The following is a 17,746-nucleotide window of genomic DNA, read 5'->3' on the forward strand; positions in this document are numbered from 1 at the left end:
TGAATCCCGGGGCCGCCGCCCACGACGCGGCGGCCCGGATGGAGTGAACCATGAAAAGCCTGCTTGCTGACCTGTTCAAGCAAACCCTGCCGAACGAGGAAGAGTTCGACGCGATCACGATCGGCCTCGCCTCGCCGGACAAGATCCGCTCGTGGTCCTATGGCGAAGTCAAGAAGCCCGAGACGATCAACTACCGCACGTTCAAACCCGAGCGTGACGGCCTGTTCTGCGCCAAGATCTTCGGGCCGGTCAAGGACTACGAGTGCCTGTGCGGCAAGTACAAGCGCCTCAAGCACCGTGGCGTGATCTGCGAGAAGTGCGGCGTCGAGGTGACGCTGTCGAAGGTGCGGCGCGAGCGCATGGGCCACATCGAGCTGGCCTCGCCGGTCGCCCACATCTGGTTCCTGAAGAGCTTGCCGAGCCGTCTCGGCATGGTTCTCGACATGACCCTGCGCGATATCGAGCGCGTGCTCTACTTCGAAGCCTTCGTCGTCGTCGAGCCGGGCATGACGCCGCTCAACCGCGGCCAGCTGCTGACCGAGGACGACTATCTCGCCAAGGTCGAGGAGTACGGTGACGAGTTCGACGCGGTCATGGGTGCCGAGGGTATCGGTTCCCTGCTGCGCACGCTCGACATCAACCTCGAGGCCGAGAAGCTGCGTGGCGACCTCGAGACCACCAACTCCGAAGCCAAGATCAAGAAGTTCTCCAAGCGCCTGAAGGTGCTCGAGGCCTTCCAGCAGTCGGGCATCAAGCCCGAGTGGATGGTGCTCGAGGTGCTGCCGGTGCTCCCGCCCGACCTGCGCCCGCTGGTGCCGCTGGACGGTGGCCGCTTCGCGACCTCGGATCTGAACGACCTCTACCGTCGCGTCATCAACCGCAACAACCGCCTCAAGCGTCTGCTCGAGCTCAAGGCGCCCGACATCATCGTGCGCAACGAAAAGCGCATGCTGCAGGAGGCTGTCGACTCGCTGCTCGACAACGGTCGCCGCGGCAAGGCCATGACCGGCGCCAACAAGCGTCCGCTGAAGTCGCTGGCCGACATGATCAAGGGCAAGGGCGGCCGCTTCCGCCAGAACCTGCTCGGCAAGCGCGTCGACTACTCCGGACGCTCGGTCATCACCGTGGGCCCGCAACTCAAGCTGCACCAGTGCGGCCTGCCCAAGCTGATGGCGCTCGAGCTGTTCAAGCCCTTCATCTTCAACAAGCTCGAGCTGATGGGGCTGGCCACGACCATCAAGCAGGCCAAGAAGATGGTGGAGTCGCAGGAGCCGGTGGTGTGGGACATCCTCGAGGAGGTGATCCGCGAGCATCCTGTGCTGCTGAACCGCGCCCCGACGCTGCACCGCCTCGGCATCCAGGCCTTCGAGCCGGTGCTGATCGAAGGCAAGGCGATCCAGCTCCACCCGCTGGTTTGCGTGGCCTTCAACGCCGACTTCGACGGCGACCAGATGGCTGTGCACGTCCCGTTGTCGCTCGAGGCACAGATGGAAGCCCGCACCCTGATGCTGGCCTCCAACAACGTGCTGTCGCCCGCCAACGGCGAGCCGATCATCGTGCCCTCGCAGGACATCGTGCTCGGCCTCTACTACGCCACCCGCGAAGGGGTGAACGTGCCGGGCGAAGGCATGATCTTCGCCGACGTCTCCGAAGTGAAGCGCGCCTACGAATCCGGCCAGATCGCCTTGCATGCGCGCGTCACCGTGCGCCTGAAGGAGGCCGACCTGGGCCCCAATGGCGAGCGCATCGAGAAGATCGTGCGCCACGACACCACCGCCGGACGTGCGATCCTGTCCGAGATCCTGCCTGCCGGGCTGCCCTTCAGCGTCATCGACAAGCCGCTGAAGAAGAAGGAGATCTCCAAGCTGATCAACGCCTCGTACCGGCGCTGCGGCCTGCGCGCGACGGTCATCTTCGCCGACAAGCTGATGCAGTTCGGCTATGGTCTGGCGACCCGCGCCGGCCTTTCGATCGCGGTCAAGGACATGCTCGTCCCCAATGCCAAGCACGAGCTGATCCGCGCGGCGGAAGCCGAGGTCAAGGAGATCGCCCAGCAATACACCTCGGGTCTGGTGACCGACGGCGAGCGCTACAACAAGGTCGTGGACATCTGGGGCCGCTGCGGCGACCAGGTGGCCAAGGCGATGATGGAGCAGCTCGGCAAGGAGAAGGCGCAGGACCGCTTCAAGGGCCTGCCGCGCGAGCAGTTCTGGAAGCAGGTGTACGCGAGCGGCGAGAAGGCGGTCGCGCAGGACGTCGACCAGGAGTCCTTCAACGCGATCTACATGATGGCCGACTCGGGCGCGCGTGGTTCCGCGGCTCAGATCCGGCAGCTCGCCGGCATGCGCGGCCTGATGGCGAAACCGGACGGTTCCATCATCGAGACCCCGATCACGACCAACTTCCGTGAAGGCCTCAACGTCCTGCAGTACTTCATCTCGACGCACGGCGCCCGTAAGGGCCTGGCCGACACCGCGCTGAAGACCGCGAACTCGGGCTACCTGACTCGCCGTCTCGTCGACGTGACCCAGGATCTCGTGGTCATCGAGGACGACTGCGGCACGCGCGAAGGCTTCAACATGAAGGCCCTCATCGAGGGCGGCGAGGTCGTGGAGCCGCTGCGCGAGCGCATCCTGGGCCGCGTCTGCGTCGAGGACATCGTCAATCCGGAAAGCCAGGAAACCATGATCGAGGCGGGAAGCCTGCTCGACGAGGACGCGGTGGACCTGATCGAGAGCCTGGGCGTGGACGAGGTCAAGGTGCGCACGCCGCTCACCTGCGAAACCCGCTACGGCCTGTGCGCGCAGTGCTACGGCCGCGATCTGGGTCGTGGTTCCCGGGTCAACGTCGGCGAGGCCGTCGGCGTCATCGCGGCGCAGTCGATCGGCGAGCCGGGCACGCAGCTGACCATGCGGACCTTCCACGTCGGGGGGGCGGCTTCGCGAGCCGCCGCCGCGAGTGGCGTCGAGGCCAAGTCGGCAGGTTCGATCCGCTTTGCCGGCAACATGCGCTACGTCTCGAACGCCAAGGGCGAAAAGATCGTCATCGCGCGCTCGGCCGAGCTCGTGGTGGCCGACGACATGGGCCGCGAGCGCGAGCGCCACAAGCTGCCCTACGGGGCCATGCTGCTGGTCGATGACGCTGCTCCCGTCAAGGCTGGCACGCAGCTCGCCTCGTGGGATCCGCACACCCGCCCGATCGTGACCGAATACACCGGTACGGTGAAGTTCGAGAACGTGGAGGAGGGCGTCACCGTCGCCAAGCAGATCGACGAAGTTACCGGTCTGTCCACGCTGGTGGTCATCGATGCCAAGCGTCGCTCGTCCACCGGCAGCCCCAAGGGCGTCCGCCCGCAGGTCAAGCTGCTGGACGAGAACGGCGAGGAGGTCAAGATCGCCGGCACCGAGCACTCGGTTGCGATCACCTTCCAGGTCGGCTCCCTGATCACCGTGAAGGACGGCCAGCAGATCAACGTCGGCGACATCCTCGCGCGCATCCCGCAGGAGTCGGCGAAGACCCGCGACATCACCGGCGGCCTGCCGCGCGTGGCTGAGCTCTTCGAGGCGCGTGCGCCCAAGGATGCCGGCATGCTCGCCGAGTACACCGGCACGGTGTCCTTCGGCAAGGAGACCAAGGGCAAGCAGCGTCTGGTGATCACCGAGCCGGACGGGACCTCGCACGAGTTCCTGATCCCCAAGGACAAGCACCTGATGGTGCACGACGGCCAGGTGGTTAACAAGGGCGAACTGATCGTGGATGGTCCGTCCGATCCGCACGACATCCTACGCCTGCAGGGCATCAGCGAACTCGCGCGCTACATCATCGACGAGGTGCAGGACGTGTATCGCCTGCAGGGCGTGAAGATCAACGACAAGCACATCGAGGTGATCGTCCGCCAGATGCTGCGTCGCGTGGTCATCACCGATCCGGGCGATACCCGGTTCATCCGCGAGGAGCAGGTCGAGCGCTCCGAGGTGCTGGACGAGAACGACCGCGTCGAAGCCGAAGGCAAGCTGCCGGCGCAGTACGAGAACGTGCTGCTGGGCATCACCAAGGCCTCGCTGTCGACCGACTCCTTCATCTCCGCGGCCTCCTTCCAGGAGACCACCCGCGTGCTGACCGAGGCGGCGATCATGGGCAAGCGCGACGAACTGCGCGGCCTGAAGGAGAACGTCATCGTCGGTCGCCTGATCCCGGCCGGTACCGGTCTGGCCTACCACCGCAGCCGCAAGGCGCAGGAAGAGGGGCGCGATCTCGGTGCGGGGCATGCCTGGGCGCCGGCGGAAGAGGTTGTGGAAACACAGCAGGACATCGAGGCGAGTTGACTTTTCGGACAGTCTCGGACTAAACTCCGGCCTCTTTTTTGTGGGCTGACCAATCGTAGTCAGTCTCAGCCGGAATAATCCGCCCGCGGCGGCCCATGGTGGGCTGCCGCGGTCTTATGGGAAATTCTTAAGCTATGCCAACAATCAATCAGCTTGTTCGCAAGCCGCGCCAACTGGAAGTTGCCAAGAGCAAGGTTCCGGCACTCGAGGCTTGTCCGCAGAAGCGCGGCGTTTGCACCCGCGTCTACACCACGACCCCGAAGAAGCCGAACTCGGCGCTGCGTAAGGTCGCCAAGGTGCGCCTGACCAACGGTTTCGAGGTCATCTCGTACATCGGCGGTGAAGGTCACAACCTGCAGGAGCACTCGGTCGTGCTGATCCGCGGCGGTCGTGTGAAGGACCTTCCGGGTGTGCGCTACCACATCGTCCGCGGTTCGCTCGACCTTCAGGGCGTCAAGGATCGCAAGCAGTCGCGCTCGAAGTACGGTGCCAAGCGCCCGAAGAAAGCCTGATTGTTGGTCAAAGAAATTTAGCGAGAGGTTGCCATGCCGCGTCGTCGTGAAGTACCCAAGCGCGAAGTCCTGCCGGATCCCAAGTTCGGTAACCAGGACGTTTCCAAGTTCATCAACGTGATCATGCAGTCGGGCAAGAAGTCCGTCGCAGAGCGCATCGTCTATGGTGCGTTCGATCACATCTCGTCCAAGTCCGGCAAGGATCCGCTCGAGGTCTTCTCGGTCGCGGTTGCAAACGTCAAGCCGGTGGTCGAGGTCAAGAGTCGCCGCGTCGGCGGTGCGAACTACCAGGTCCCGGTGGAGGTCCGCCCGTCCCGCCGCATGGCGCTGTCCATGCGCTGGCTGCGTGAGGCGGCCCGCAAGCGCGCCGAGAAGTCGATGGCCCAGCGCCTCGCCGGCGAGCTGCTCGAGGCCTCCGAGGGGCGTGGTTCCGCCATGAAGAAGCGTGAAGAAGTTCACCGCATGGCCGAAGCCAACAAGGCGTTCTCGCACTACCGCTTCTGATCTTCCTTGGTGGCGGTATCTCGGGCCCTGTGAAGGGCTCGATTGTTTTCTAACGCAAGAATTCGTTCAGCGTGCCAAAAGCGCGCACAACAGAAGGCAGGTATAACGTGGCTCGCAAGACACCCATCGAGCGTTACCGCAATATCGGTATCTCCGCTCACATCGACGCAGGCAAGACGACTACGACCGAGCGTATCCTCTTCTACACCGGCGTGAGCCATAAGCTGGGTGAGGTGCACGACGGCGCGGCCACGACCGACTGGATGGTTCAGGAGCAGGAGCGCGGCATCACCATTACCTCGGCGGCGGTGACCTGCTTCTGGAAGGGTATGGACAGCTCCTATCCGGAGCATCGCTTCAACATCATCGACACTCCGGGACACGTGGACTTCACGATCGAGGTGGAGCGGTCGATGCGCGTGCTCGACGGTGCCTGCATGGTGTATTGCGCCGTGGGTGGTGTGCAGCCGCAGTCCGAGACCGTGTGGCGTCAGGCCACCAAGTACAAGGTGCCGCGTCTCGCCTTCGTGAACAAGATGGACCGCTCGGGTGCGAACTTCTTCAAGGTCGTCGACCAGATGAAGACCCGCCTGAAGGCCAACCCCGTCCCGGTGGTGATCCCCATCGGTGCCGAAGACACCTTCAAGGGCGTCGTCGATCTGCTCAAGATGAAGGCGATCATCTGGGACGAGGCCTCCCAGGGCATGAAGTTCGACTACCACGAGATCCCCGCCGATCTCGTCGCGACCGCCGAGGAGTGGCGTGCCAGCATGGTCGAGGCGGCTGCCGAGGCCAACGAAGACCTGATGAACAAGTACCTCGAGGAAGGCGAGCTTTCCGAAGAAGAGGTCATCGCCGGCCTGCGTGCGCGCACTCTCGCCTGCGAGATCCAGCCGATGCTGTGCGGCACCGCGTTCAAGAACAAGGGCGTGCAGCGCATGCTCGACGCGGTCATCCAGTACCTGCCCTCGCCGATCGACATCCCGCCGGTCGCTGGCGTGGATGACGACGAGAAGGAAGTGGTCCGTTACGCCAAGGACGACGAGAAGTTCTCGGCGCTGGCGTTCAAGCTGATGACCGACCCCTTCGTCGGCCAGCTCACCTTCATCCGTGTCTATTCGGGCGTGCTCGAGTCCGGCTCCACCGTGCTGAACTCGGTGAAGGGCAAGAAGGAGCGCATCGGCCGCATCCTGCAGATGCATGCCAATGATCGCGAGGAGATCAAGGAAGTGCTCGCGGGCGACATCGCCGCCGTGGTCGGCCTGAAGGACGTCACGACCGGCGAGACCCTGTGCGACACCAGCGCACCGGTGATCCTCGAGCGCATGGTCTTCCCGGATCCGGTGATTCACGTCGCCGTGGAGCCCAAGACCAAGGGCGACCAGGAGAAGATGGGCCTCGCGCTGTCGCGTCTCGCTGCCGAAGACCCGTCCTTCCGCGTCCGTACCGACGAGGAGTCGGGTCAGACCATCATCTCGGGCATGGGCGAGCTGCATCTCGAGATCATCGTCGACCGCATGAAGCGCGAGTTCAACGTCGAAGCCAACGTCGGCGCGCCGCAGGTGGCCTACCGCGAAACCATCCGCAAGGCCGCGATGGATGTCGAAGGCAAGTTCGTCAAGCAGTCCGGCGGTCGCGGCCAGTACGGTCACGTCGTCATCAACCTCGAGCCGGCCGAGCAGGGCAAGGGCTACGAGTTCGTCGATGCGGTCAAGGGCGGTGTGGTTCCGCGCGAATACATCCCGGCGGTCGACAAGGGCATCCAGGAAACCATCCCGAACGGCGTGCTCGCCGGCTTCCCGGTGGTCGATGTCAAGGTCACGCTGCATTTCGGTTCGTACCACGATGTGGACTCGAACGAAAACGCGTTCAAGATGGCTGGCTCCATGGCCTTCAAGGAAGCCATGCGGCGCGCCAGCCCGGCGCTGCTCGAGCCGATGATGGCGGTGGTCGTCGAGACCCCGGAAGACTACATGGGCAACGTGATGGGCGACCTCTCCGGTCGTCGCGGCATCGTTCAGGGCATGGACGACATCCCGGGTGGCATGAAGGAGATCAAGGCCGAGGTGCCGCTGGCCGAGATGTTCGGTTACGCTACCCAGCTGCGCTCGCTGACCCAGGGTCGCGCGACCTACTCGATGGAGTTCAAGCATTACTCCGAGGCGCCGAAGAGCGTGGCCGAGGCCGTGATCAGCAGCCGCAAGTAACCCAGACCGCAACCTTATTCAGCAACCTCAACTCAAGGACCCGAGAACATGGCGAAGGGTAAGTTCGAACGTACCAAACCGCACGTCAACGTCGGCACCATCGGCCACGTCGACCATGGCAAGACCACGCTGACCGCTGCGATCACCACCATCCTGTCGAAGAAGTTCGGCGGCGAGGCGAAGGCCTACGACCAGATCGACGCGGCGCCCGAAGAGAAGGCGCGCGGCATCACCATCAACACCGCGCACGTCGAGTACGAGACCGCGAGCCGTCACTACGCGCACGTCGATTGCCCGGGCCACGCCGACTACGTCAAGAACATGATCACCGGTGCCGCGCAGATGGACGGCGCGATCCTGGTGTGCTCGGCCGCCGACGGCCCGATGCCGCAGACGCGCGAGCACATCCTGCTGGCCCGTCAGGTCGGCGTGCCGTACATCATCGTCTTCCTGAACAAGTGCGACATGGTCGACGACGAAGAGCTGCTGGAGCTCGTCGAGATGGAAGTGCGCGAGCTGCTGTCGAAGTACGACTTCCCCGGCGACGACATCCCCATCGTCAAGGGTTCGGCGCTGAAGGCGCTCGAGGGCGACCAGTCGGACATCGGCGAACCGGCGATCTTCCGCCTGGCTGACGCGCTGGATAGCTACATCCCGACGCCCGAGCGTGCGATCGACAAGCCTTTCCTGCTGCCGATCGAAGACGTGTTCTCGATTTCGGGTCGCGGCACCGTGGTGACCGGTCGTGTCGAGCGCGGCATCGTGAAGGTCGGCGAGGAAATCGAGATCGTCGGCATCAAGCCGACGGTCAAGACCACCTGCACCGGCGTGGAGATGTTCCGCAAGCTGCTCGACCAGGGCCAGGCCGGCGACAACGTCGGCGTGCTGCTGCGCGGCACCAAGCGTGAAGACGTCGAGCGCGGTCAGGTGCTGTGCAAGCCGGGTTCGATCACCCCGCACACCCACTTCACCGGCGAGATCTACGTGCTGTCGAAGGAAGAGGGTGGTCGTCACACCCCGTTCTTCAACAACTACCGTCCGCAGTTCTACTTCCGCACCACCGACGTGACCGGTTCGATCTCGCTGCCCGAAGGCACCGAGATGGTCATGCCGGGCGACAACGTGTCGATCACCGTCAAGCTGATCGCCCCGATCGCCATGGAAGAAGGCCTGCGCTTCGCGATCCGCGAAGGTGGCCGTACCGTCGGCGCCGGCGTCGTCGCCAAGATCATCGAGTAATCGCTCGATCCGGGGCGGCTCTCGCGGAGCCGCCCCATCGCTCTTTGCGCTCTTTTTTCGCAGTATCAGCTCTTTAGGAAATACATCATGCAGAACCAGAAGATCCGCATCCGCCTGAAAGCCTTCGACTATCGCCTGATCGATCAGTCGGCCCTCGAGATCGTCGATACCGCCAAGCGCACCGGCGCCGTGGTCCGTGGTCCCGTGCCGCTGCCGACCCGCATCGAGCGTTTCGACCTGTTGCGTTCGCCGCACGTCAACAAGGCGTCGCGCGACCAGATGGAGATCCGCACTCACCAGCGTCTGATGGACATCATCGATCCGACCGACAAGACGGTCGACGCGCTGATGAAGCTGGATCTGCCCGCGGGCGTGGATGTCGAGATCAAGCTCCAGTAAGCAAGCCCTGCTTGCGGAAGTTTGGAACAGGCCGGTATAATCCGGCCTTTGTGCCTTCTGGCGCATTAATTGTGACCCCCGGTCAATCGCAACCGGGATTCAGGAGAAGAAAATGAGTCTAGGCCTTGTTGGACGCAAGGTCGGCATGACTCGCATCTTCGCCGAGGATGGCAAGACCATCCCGGTGACGGTGCTTGACGTGTCGGATAATCGTGTGTCCCAGATCAAGACGATCGACACCGACGGCTACGCCGCGGTGCAGATTGCGTATGGCAAGCGCCGCGCCAGCCGGATCACCAAGCCGGTCGCGGGTCATCTTGCAAAGGCGGGCGTCGAGCCCTGCCGCGGCATCAAGGAATTCCGCGTCGAGGCCGAGCAGGCCGGCAGCATGAATGCCGGCGATGCGGTCGGTGCGGATCTCTTTCAGGTCGGTCAAAAGGTTGACGTTACGGGTGTGACGATCGGCAAGGGCTTCTCGGGTCCGATCAAGCGTCACAACTTCTCGTCGAACCGCGCCTCGCACGGTAACTCGATCTCGCACAACTCCCCCGGCTCCATCGGCATGGCCCAGGATCCGGGTCGTGTGTTCCCCGGCAAGCGCATGGCGGGCCAGTACGGCAACGTCCAGCGCACCACGCAGGGGCTGGAGATCGTTCGTGTGGACGTCGAGCGCCAGCTCCTTCTCGTGAAGGGTGCGGTGCCGGGTGCCAAGGGTGGCGACGTCGTCGTCCGTCCGGCGGTCAAGGCCTGAGGAGCGCGCAATGGAATTGAAACTCTTGAATGATCAGGGTCAGGCTGCGTCGACGCTCGAAGCGTCGGACGTGCTGTTCGGCCGTGACTACAACGAAGCCCTGGTGCACCAGGTCGTGACCGCCTACCTTGCGAACGCCCGTTCCGGCAACCGCAAGCAGAAGGGTCGCTCCGAGATCGCCAAGTCGACCCGCAAGCCGTTCCGTCAGAAGGGCACGGGCAACGCCCGTGCAGGCATGGCGTCGAGCCCGCTGTGGCGTGGTGGCGGCAAGATCTTCCCGAGCTCTCCCGACGAGAACTTCAGCCAGAAGGTCAACCGCAAGATGTACCGCGCCGGTGTGGCCGCGATCCTGTCGCAGCTCGCTCGCGAGGACCGTCTTGCGGTGGTCGAGAACTTCAGCGTCGAAGCGCCGAAGACCCGCCTGCTGTCGCAGAAGCTCAAGGGGATGGGCCTGGATTCGGTCCTGGTCATCACCGACGAAATCGACGAGAACCTGTTCCTGTCCTCGCGCAACCTTCACCAGGTCCTGGTGCTGGAAGTGAGCGAGGCGGATCCGGTGTCGCTCGTGCGTTTCCCCAAGGTGCTGGTCACCAAGGGCGCGCTGGCGAAGATGGAGGAAGCGTGGCAATGAGCGCGATCAGTCAGGAACGTCTGCTGCAGGTGCTGCTCGCCCCGCAGATCTCCGAAAAGGCGACTTTCGTCGCCGACAAGAACGAGCAAGTGGTGTTCAAGGTTGCGTCCGATGCGACCAAACCCGAAGTGAAGGCGGCGGTCGAGTCGCTCTTCAAGGTCGAGGTGAAGTCGGTGCAGATCCTGAACGTGAAGGGCAAGTCCAAGCGCTTTGGCAAGACCATGGGTCGCCGCAAGGACTGGAAGAAGGCCTTCGTGTGCCTGAAGCCCGGCCAGGAAATCAACTTTGCGGCCGGGGAGTGATAGATCATGGCAATCGTTAAACTGAAGCCTACGTCTGCCGGCCGCCGTGCCCAAGTCAAGGTGGTCAACCCCGATCTGTACAAGGGTCGTCCGGTCGATGCGCTGATCGAGAAGCAGACCAAGAACGCCGGCCGTAACAACTACGGTCGCGTGACGATGCGCCACCAGGGTGGCGGCCATAAGCAGCACTACCGCCTGGTGGATTTCCGTCGCAACAAGGACGGCATTCCGGCCAAGGTCGAGCGCATCGAGTACGACCCGAACCGCTCCGCGCACATCGCGCTGCTGTGCTATGCCGATGGCGAGCGCCGCTACATCATCGCGCCGCGCGGCGTAGAGGTCGGCCAGCAACTGATCAGTGGCGCGGAAGCGCCGATAAAGGCGGGCAACGCCCTGCCGATCCGCAACATCCCGGTCGGCTCGACGATCCACTGCATCGAGATGGTTCCCGGCAAGGGTGCGCAACTCGCGCGCGCCGCCGGCACTTCGGTGCAGCTGCTCGCCCGCGAAGGCTCGTACGCCCAGCTCCGCCTGCGCTCCGGCGAGATCCGCCGTGTGCACGTCGAGTGCCGCGCCACCATCGGTGAAGTCGGTAACGGCGAGCATGGCCTGCGCAAGATCGGCAAGGCTGGCGCGAACCGCTGGCGCGGTATCCGTCCGACCGTTCGCGGTGTGGCGATGAACCCGGTGGATCACCCGCATGGTGGTGGCGAAGGCCGCACCGGCGAGGCGCGCGAACCGGTCAGTCCGTGGGGCACGCCGGCCAAGGGCTATCGGACGCGTTCGAACAAGCGCACCGACGGCATGATCGTGCAGCGTCGTCACAAGCGTTAAGGGGTAAGAGATGGCACGTTCTATCAAGAAAGGCCCGTTCATCGACGCGCACCTGCTCAAGAAGGTCGACGCGGCTCGGACGAGCAACGACAAGCGCCCGATCAAGACCTGGTCGCGCCGCTCCACGATCCTCCCCGATTTCATCGGCCTGACGATCGCGGTGCATAACGGCAAGCAGCACATTCCTGTATTCGTGACCGAGAACATGGTCGGGCACAAGCTGGGCGAATTCGCGCTGACGCGGACCTTCAAGGGTCACGCCGCCAGCAAGAAGGCCAAGCGTTAAGGGGACGACATGGAAACCAAAGCTATTCTCCGTGGCGTTCGGCTGTCGGCCCAGAAGGGCCGTCTGGTGGCCGACCTGGTCCGCGGCATGCCCGTCGGCCGCGCGCTCGACACCCTGGCCTTCTCTCCCAAGAAGGGCGCGAAGATCATCCGCAAGGTGCTCGAGTCGGCGATCGCCAACGCCGAGCACAACGACGGTGCCGATATCGACGCGCTGAAGGTCAAGACCATTCACGTGGAAGAGGGTATGACGCTCAAGCGCTTCACCGCGCGTGCGAAGGGTCGTGGCAACCGCATCCTGAAGCCCACCTGCCACGTCTACCTGACCGTTGGCGAGTAAGGAGTAAACATGGGTCAGAAAATCCATCCTACCGGGTTCCGCCTCGCCGTCACGCGTGACTGGGGCTCGCGCTGGTTCGCCAACAGCAAGGACTACGCCGGCATGCTGCACGAGGACCTCAAGGTCCGCGATTACCTGAAGAAGCGCCTCGCGCACGCTTCGGTGGGTCGCGTGGTCATCGAGCGTCCCGCCAAGAACGCCCGCGTAACCCTGTACAGCGCCCGCCCGGGCGTCGTCATTGGCAAGAAGGGCGAGGACATCGAGGCGCTCAAGCGTGATCTGCAGAAGATCGTTGGCGTTCCGGTCCACGTCAATATCGAGGAAGTGCGCAAGCCCGAACTCGATGCCAAGCTGATCGCCGACTCGATCGCCCAGCAGCTCGAGAAGCGCATCATGTTCCGTCGCGCCATGAAGCGTGCGATGCAGAACGCCATGCGTCTCGGTGCCCAGGGCATCAAGATCATGAGCTCCGGCCGCCTCAACGGCGCAGAGATCGCCCGCACCGAGTGGTATCGCGAAGGGCGTGTGCCGCTGCATACCCTGCGCGCCAACATCGACTACGGTGTCTCCGAGGCCAAGACGACCTATGGTGTCATCGGGATCAAGGTCTGGGTGTTCAAGGGCGAGATGCTGGGGCGCAACGAGCAGCCCGTGGCTGCGGAGCCCGAAGCCGACAACCGTCGCGGTCGTCGTGGCGCCCCGCGTGACGGCGAGGGCCGTCCGGGTCGTCGTCCCGCCCGTCGTGGCGAAGGCCGGCAAGAAGAAAGCAGGAGCGAATGATGCTGCAGCCGACTAGAAGGAAGTATCGGAAGGAGCAGAAGGGCCGCAACACCGGCGTCGCCACGCGCGGCGCCAAGGTGTCGTTCGGCGAGTATGGTCTGAAGGCCATTGGTCGCGGTCGGCTGACTGCCCGCCAGATCGAGTCCGCCCGTCGTGCGATGACCCGTCATATCAAGCGTGGCGGCCGCATCTGGATCCGGATTTTCCCGGACAAGCCGATTTCGAAGAAGCCGGCCGAGGTCCGCATGGGTAACGGCAAGGGCAACCCGGAATATTGGGTTGCCGAGATCCAGCCGGGCAAGGTGCTGTACGAGATGGACGGGGTTGACGAGGCCCTGGCGCGCGAGGCGTTCCGCCTTGCGGCTGCCAAGCTGCCGATCGAGACCGTGTTCGTCACCCGACTGATTGGGGGTTGAACATGAAGGCAACGGAACTCCGCGCCAAGAGCGCCGACGAGTTGAACAAGGAACTGATCGAGCTGCTGAAGGCCCAGTTTTCGCTGCGCATGCAGCACGCCACGCAGCAACTCGGCAACACGAGTCAGATCGGGAAGGTCCGCCGCGACATCGCGCGCGTGCGCACCATCCTGCGTGAGAAGGCGGGTCAGCAATGAGCGAGAACGTCGAGAAGGTTCGCCGCGCGCTGGTTGGGCGTGTGGTGAGTGACAAAATGCAGAAGACGGTGACCGTTCTGGTCGAGCGCCGGGTCAAGCACCCGCTCTACGGCAAGATCATCACCCGTTCGGCGAAGTACCACGCGCACGTCGAGGACGGCGTCGCGGCCCAGGGCGACCTGGTCGAGATCGAGGAGTGCCGTCCGATCTCGCGCACCAAGACCTGGCGTGTGGCCAAGGTGCTCGAGAAGGCGACGATCATCTGATCGGAGTTGGAAGCAGCGAGCAGTAAACAAACAGCTTGGCACCCAGGTGCCAGGCTGTTATAATTTTGCCTCTTTGCTCCGGGGCTCGCTCGGGGCATCCTACCCTGACGGGTTCCAAGACTGTCCGCAAATGCGGGATAAGTTGGAGATACTTTCATGATTCAAATGCAGTCCAAGCTGGACGTGGCCGATAACTCCGGCGCGCGCTCGGTGATGTGCATCAAGGTCCTGGGTGGTTCTAAGCGTCGCTATGCCGGCGTTGGCGACATCATCAAGGTGACCGTGAAGGATGCCGCTCCGCGTGGTCGTGCCAAGAAAGGCGACGTCTACAACGCGGTCGTCGTTCGCACCGCCAAGGGCGTTCGTCGTCCCGACGGTTCGCTGATCAAGTTCGACAGCAATGCGGCCGTGCTTCTGAACAACAAGCTCGAGCCGATCGGCACCCGTATCTTCGGGCCGGTCACGCGAGAGCTGCGCACCGAGCGGTTCATGAAGATCGTCTCGCTGGCGCCCGAAGTGCTCTGAGGAGTCCAGAGATGAACAAGATCCGCAAGGGTGACGAAGTTTTGGTGCTGACGGGCAAGGATCGTGGTCGTCGCGGCACCGTGCTGCGCCGCGTCGATGACGAGCGCGTCGTGGTCGAAGGCGTGAACCGGGTTAAGAAGCACGTGCGCCCGAATCCGCTGAAGGGTGAAGTGGGTGGCATCGTCGAGAAGGAGATGCCGATCCATGTGTCGAACGTCGCGCTGTTCAATCCCGCCACCCAGAAGGGTGATCGTGTCGGGATCAAGACGCTTGAAGACGGCCGCAAGGTCCGTTTCTTCAAGTCGAACGGCGAGCTGGTGAACGCCTAAGGAGTGACGATGGCTCGCTTGCAACAGGTTTACAAGGACGAAGTTGCGCCGGCGCTGCAGCAGCAGTTCGGCTACAAGTCCGTCATGGAAGTGCCGCGCATCACCAAGATCACCCTCAACATGGGTGTCGGTGAGGCTGTCGGCGACAAGAAGATTCTCGAGCACGCCATTGGCGACATGACCAAGATCGCGGGTCAGAAGCCGGTTTCGACCAAGGCGCGCAAGTCGATCGCGGGTTTCAAGATCCGTGACGGCTATCCGATCGGCTGCATGGTGACCCTGCGTGGTCCGCGCATGTTCGAATTCCTCGATCGCCTCATCACGATCGCGCTGCCGCGCGTTCGCGACTTCCGCGGTATCGCTGCCAAGGGTTTCGACGGTCGTGGCAACTACAACCTCGGCGTGAAAGAGCAGATCATCTTCCCCGAGATCGAGTACGACAAGATCGACGCGCTGCGCGGGATGAACATCAGCATCACGACGACGGCCAAGACCGACGAGGAAGCCCGTGCTCTCCTCGGTGCGTTCAAGTTCCCGTTCAAGAATTGAGGGTGATATGGCGAAACTCGCTCTGATCAACCGCGAAGCGAAGCGTGCGATGCTGGTGGAGAAGTATGCCTCCAAGCGCGCGGCTCTGATCGCGAAGGTCAAGGACACCAGTCTGTCCGAAGAAGAACGCATGGCTGCCCGCCTGGCCCTGCAGCAACTGCCGCGCAATGCTAACCCGACTCGCCAGCGCAACCGCTGCGCGCTGACCGGTCGCCCGCGTGGTGTCTTCCGCAAGTTCGGTCTGTGCCGCAACAAGCTGCGCGAGATCGCTTTCCGCGGCGAAGTGCCTGGCATGACCAAGGCGAGCTGGTAAGGAGAATTCGAAGATGAGTATGTCCGATCCGATCGCCGACATGCTGACGCGCATCCGCAACGGCCAGCAGGCCCAGAAGGCTTCGGTGTCGATGCCTTCGTCCAAGCTGAAGGTTGCGATCGCCAAGGTGTTGCAGGACGAGGGTTACATCGACGGCTTCGCCGTCCGTGACGAGGCTGGCAAGGCTTCGCTCGACGTCACCCTCAAGTATTACGCCGGTCGTCCGGTCATCGAGCGCCTGGAGCGCGTGAGCCGTCCCGGCCTGCGCATCTACAAGGGTAGCGACGATCTGCCGCGCGTGATGAACGGCCTCGGCGTGGCTATCGTTTCCACGCCGCGTGGCGTGATGACCGACCGCTCGGCGCGTGCGAACCGCGTCGGTGGCGAAGTCATCTGCCTCGTCGCCTAAGGGGGATACGATGTCTCGTGTAGCCAAGAATCCGGTGGCGATCCCGCAGGGCGTGGAAGTGATGATTTCCGACGCCGAGATCGCAGTGAAGGGGCCTCTGGGTACCCTGCGCCAGCCGCTGAGCGGCGAGGTCAGCGTGGTCCGCGAAGGTGACGCGGTGGTGTGCAAGGCGCGTGAGGGCGCCGAGAACGCCCGTGCCATGTCCGGCACCGTGCGCGCTCTGGTGAATAACATGGTGACGGGCGTGACCAAGGGCTTCGAGCGCAAGCTCACCCTGGTCGGCGTGGGTTATCGCGCGCAGGCTCAGGGCGACAAGCTCAACCTGTCGCTCGGTTTCTCTCACCCGGTGGTTCACCAGATGCCGGAAGGCGTGAAGGTCGAGACGCCGACCCAGACCGAGATCGTGATCAGGGGTTCCGACAAGCAGAAGGTCGGCCAGGTCGCTGCCGAGGTGCGTGCCTACCGCGCTCCCGAGCCCTATAAGGGCAAGGGCGTCCGTTACTCGGACGAGGTGGTGGTGCTCAAGGAAACCAAGAAGAAGTAAGGCGGTTCGTCATGAACAAGAAAGAAACTCGTCTTCGCCGTGCGCGCAAAACTCGCGCCAAGATTGCGGAGCTCAAGGCGGTTCGCCTGACGGTGTTCCGGTCCAACTGCCACATCTACGCCCAGATCATCTCCGGTTGCGGTTCCCGCGTGCTCGCGGCGGCTTCCACCGTGGAGCCGGACGTCCGTGCCCAGGTCGCCAACGGCGGCAACAAGGCCGCGGCCGAAGCGGTCGGCAAGCTGATTGCCGAACGCGCCAAGGCTGCCGGCGTCGAGCAGGTGTCCTTCGACCGCTCGGGCTTCCTGTATCACGGCCGCGTGAAGGCGCTGGCCGAGGCCGCCCGCGAAGGCGGTCTCAAGTTCTAAGCGAGGAATCGTATGGCCAAGCAGCAAACCAAACGTGCGCAAGCCTCCGACGAGCGCGATGACGGCCTGAAGGAAAAGATGGTCGCGATCAATCGCGTGACCAAGGTCGTCAAGGGCGGTCGTATCCTCGGCTTCGCCGCGCTGACCGTGGTCGGTGACGGCGACGGTGCGATCGGCATGGGCAAGGGCAAGTCCCGCGAAGTGCCGGTGGCGGTGCAGAAGGCGATGGATGAAGCGCGTCGCAAGATGCGCAAGGTCTCGCTCAAGAACGGCACCCTTCAGCATACCGTGATGGGCAAGCATGGCGCCGCTTCGGTGCTCATGCAACCCGCTCCGGCCGGTACCGGCATCATCGCCGGCGGTCCGATGCGCGCCGTGTTCGAAGTCATGGGCGTTACCGACGTGATCTGCAAGTGCATCGGTTCGGCCAATCCGTACAACGTCGTCCGTGCCACGATCAACGGCCTGATGGCGATCAACACCCCGGCGGAAATCGCTGCGAAACGCGGCAAGTCCGTCGAAGAGATCCTGGGGTAAGAGATGTCGGACAAGAAAATCAAGGTGACGCTCGTCAAGAGCGTGATCGGCACCAAGCAGTCCCACCGCGCCACCGTGCGCGGCCTCGGTCTGCGTCGGCTCAACCATTCGGTCGAGCTGGCGGATACCCCCGAGGTGCGCGGGATGATCAACAAGGTGTCCTACCTGGTCAAGTGCGAGGGTTGAA

Annotated in this window: 25 protein-coding genes; all 25 read left to right on the plus strand. The window is 63.6% G+C overall.

The window, feature by feature from the left end:
- Positions 1-50 precede the first annotated feature (50 nt).
- The 25 genes from rpoC to rpmD all read left to right on the plus strand — a co-directional run bounded on the left by rpoC (position 51) and on the right by rpmD (position 17,745).
- Positions 51-4,325, plus strand: coding sequence for a DNA-directed RNA polymerase subunit beta' (gene rpoC, locus C665_RS01545; protein ID WP_004298413.1), 4,275 nt, complete (start codon positions 51-53; stop codon positions 4,323-4,325).
- A 134-nt stretch (positions 4,326-4,459) separates the two neighbouring features.
- Complete coding sequence (rpsL, locus tag C665_RS01550) at positions 4,460-4,837, plus strand: 30S ribosomal protein S12 (protein ID WP_004298415.1); 378 nt, start codon at positions 4,460-4,462, stop codon at positions 4,835-4,837.
- 33 nt (positions 4,838-4,870) lie between these two features.
- Positions 4,871-5,341 (plus strand): 30S ribosomal protein S7, encoded by a 471-nt coding sequence (rpsG, locus tag C665_RS01555; RefSeq protein ID WP_004298416.1) that lies wholly within the window; start codon positions 4,871-4,873, stop codon positions 5,339-5,341.
- A 107-nt stretch (positions 5,342-5,448) separates the two neighbouring features.
- Positions 5,449-7,548, plus strand: a complete 2,100-nt coding sequence (gene fusA, locus C665_RS01560) for an elongation factor G (protein ID WP_004298418.1) — start codon at positions 5,449-5,451, stop codon at positions 7,546-7,548.
- A 48-nt stretch (positions 7,549-7,596) separates the two neighbouring features.
- Positions 7,597-8,787 carry an elongation factor Tu gene (gene tuf / locus C665_RS01565; RefSeq protein WP_004298398.1) on the plus strand — a complete coding sequence of 397 codons (1,191 nt, stop codon included), beginning with the start codon at positions 7,597-7,599 and terminating at the stop codon, positions 8,785-8,787.
- Positions 8,788-8,874: 87 nt separating this feature from the next.
- On the plus strand, positions 8,875-9,186 hold the full coding sequence (gene rpsJ / locus C665_RS01570) for a 30S ribosomal protein S10 (protein ID WP_002931577.1): 312 nt from the start codon (positions 8,875-8,877) through the stop codon (positions 9,184-9,186).
- Between the two features lie 112 nt (positions 9,187-9,298).
- Complete coding sequence (gene rplC, locus C665_RS01575; RefSeq protein ID WP_004298420.1) at positions 9,299-9,937, plus strand: 50S ribosomal protein L3; 639 nt, start codon at positions 9,299-9,301, stop codon at positions 9,935-9,937.
- 10 nt (positions 9,938-9,947) lie between these two features.
- Positions 9,948-10,568 carry a 50S ribosomal protein L4 gene (gene rplD / locus C665_RS01580; protein ID WP_004298421.1) on the plus strand — a complete coding sequence of 207 codons (621 nt, stop codon included), beginning with the start codon at positions 9,948-9,950 and terminating at the stop codon, positions 10,566-10,568.
- Positions 10,565-10,870: a 50S ribosomal protein L23 gene (gene rplW, locus C665_RS01585; protein WP_004298423.1), complete on the plus strand. Its 306-nt coding sequence runs from the start codon at positions 10,565-10,567 to the stop codon at positions 10,868-10,870. Before rplD ends, rplW begins: the two co-directional genes overlap by 4 nt.
- 6 nt (positions 10,871-10,876) lie before the next feature.
- A complete protein-coding gene (gene rplB / locus C665_RS01590) occupies positions 10,877-11,704 on the plus strand; it encodes a 50S ribosomal protein L2 (RefSeq protein WP_004298425.1) in 828 nt (275 codons plus the stop codon).
- Between the two features lie 10 nt (positions 11,705-11,714).
- Positions 11,715-11,990: a 30S ribosomal protein S19 gene (gene rpsS, locus C665_RS01595; protein WP_004258198.1), complete on the plus strand. Its 276-nt coding sequence runs from the start codon at positions 11,715-11,717 to the stop codon at positions 11,988-11,990.
- 9 nt (positions 11,991-11,999) lie between these two features.
- The gene (rplV, locus tag C665_RS01600) at positions 12,000-12,329 is read left to right on the plus strand and encodes a 50S ribosomal protein L22 (RefSeq protein WP_002931589.1); all 330 of its coding nucleotides are present in this window, start codon (positions 12,000-12,002) and stop codon (positions 12,327-12,329) included.
- Positions 12,330-12,338: 9 nt separating this feature from the next.
- Entirely contained in the window at positions 12,339-13,109 is a 771-nt protein-coding gene (gene rpsC / locus C665_RS01605; RefSeq protein ID WP_004298428.1) for a 30S ribosomal protein S3, read from the plus strand.
- Entirely contained in the window at positions 13,109-13,525 is a 417-nt protein-coding gene (gene rplP / locus C665_RS01610; protein WP_004298431.1) for a 50S ribosomal protein L16, read from the plus strand. The genes rpsC and rplP overlap by 1 nt, the downstream gene beginning before the upstream one ends.
- Before the next feature lie 2 nt (positions 13,526-13,527).
- Positions 13,528-13,722 (plus strand): 50S ribosomal protein L29, encoded by a 195-nt coding sequence (rpmC, locus tag C665_RS01615; protein ID WP_004298433.1) that lies wholly within the window; start codon positions 13,528-13,530, stop codon positions 13,720-13,722.
- Entirely contained in the window at positions 13,719-13,988 is a 270-nt protein-coding gene (gene rpsQ, locus C665_RS01620; RefSeq protein WP_004298435.1) for a 30S ribosomal protein S17, read from the plus strand. Before rpmC ends, rpsQ begins: the two co-directional genes overlap by 4 nt.
- 156 nt (positions 13,989-14,144) lie before the next feature.
- Positions 14,145-14,513 (plus strand): 50S ribosomal protein L14, encoded by a 369-nt coding sequence (gene rplN, locus C665_RS01625; protein ID WP_004298438.1) that lies wholly within the window; start codon positions 14,145-14,147, stop codon positions 14,511-14,513.
- Positions 14,514-14,524: 11 nt separating this feature from the next.
- A complete protein-coding gene (gene rplX / locus C665_RS01630) occupies positions 14,525-14,842 on the plus strand; it encodes a 50S ribosomal protein L24 (protein ID WP_002931597.1) in 318 nt (105 codons plus the stop codon).
- A 9-nt stretch (positions 14,843-14,851) separates the two neighbouring features.
- On the plus strand, positions 14,852-15,391 hold the full coding sequence (gene rplE / locus C665_RS01635; RefSeq protein ID WP_004298440.1) for a 50S ribosomal protein L5: 540 nt from the start codon (positions 14,852-14,854) through the stop codon (positions 15,389-15,391).
- A 7-nt stretch (positions 15,392-15,398) separates the two neighbouring features.
- A complete protein-coding gene (rpsN, locus tag C665_RS01640) occupies positions 15,399-15,704 on the plus strand; it encodes a 30S ribosomal protein S14 (protein WP_004298442.1) in 306 nt (101 codons plus the stop codon).
- 13 nt (positions 15,705-15,717) lie between these two features.
- A complete protein-coding gene (gene rpsH, locus C665_RS01645) occupies positions 15,718-16,113 on the plus strand; it encodes a 30S ribosomal protein S8 (RefSeq protein ID WP_004298444.1) in 396 nt (131 codons plus the stop codon).
- 10 nt (positions 16,114-16,123) lie between these two features.
- A complete protein-coding gene (gene rplF, locus C665_RS01650; protein WP_004298446.1) occupies positions 16,124-16,657 on the plus strand; it encodes a 50S ribosomal protein L6 in 534 nt (177 codons plus the stop codon).
- A gap of 11 nt (positions 16,658-16,668) precedes the next feature.
- On the plus strand, positions 16,669-17,022 hold the full coding sequence (rplR, locus tag C665_RS01655) for a 50S ribosomal protein L18 (protein WP_004298448.1): 354 nt from the start codon (positions 16,669-16,671) through the stop codon (positions 17,020-17,022).
- 12 nt (positions 17,023-17,034) lie between these two features.
- Positions 17,035-17,559: a 30S ribosomal protein S5 gene (rpsE, locus tag C665_RS01660; RefSeq protein WP_004298449.1), complete on the plus strand. Its 525-nt coding sequence runs from the start codon at positions 17,035-17,037 to the stop codon at positions 17,557-17,559.
- A 3-nt stretch (positions 17,560-17,562) separates the two neighbouring features.
- The gene (gene rpmD, locus C665_RS01665; RefSeq protein WP_004298452.1) at positions 17,563-17,745 is read left to right on the plus strand and encodes a 50S ribosomal protein L30; all 183 of its coding nucleotides are present in this window, start codon (positions 17,563-17,565) and stop codon (positions 17,743-17,745) included.
- Position 17,746 lies beyond the last annotated feature (1 nt).

Origin of the sequence: Thauera aminoaromatica S2 (assembly GCF_000310185.1) — a bacterium.
Lineage (GTDB): Bacteria > Pseudomonadota > Gammaproteobacteria > Burkholderiales > Rhodocyclaceae > Thauera > Thauera aminoaromatica.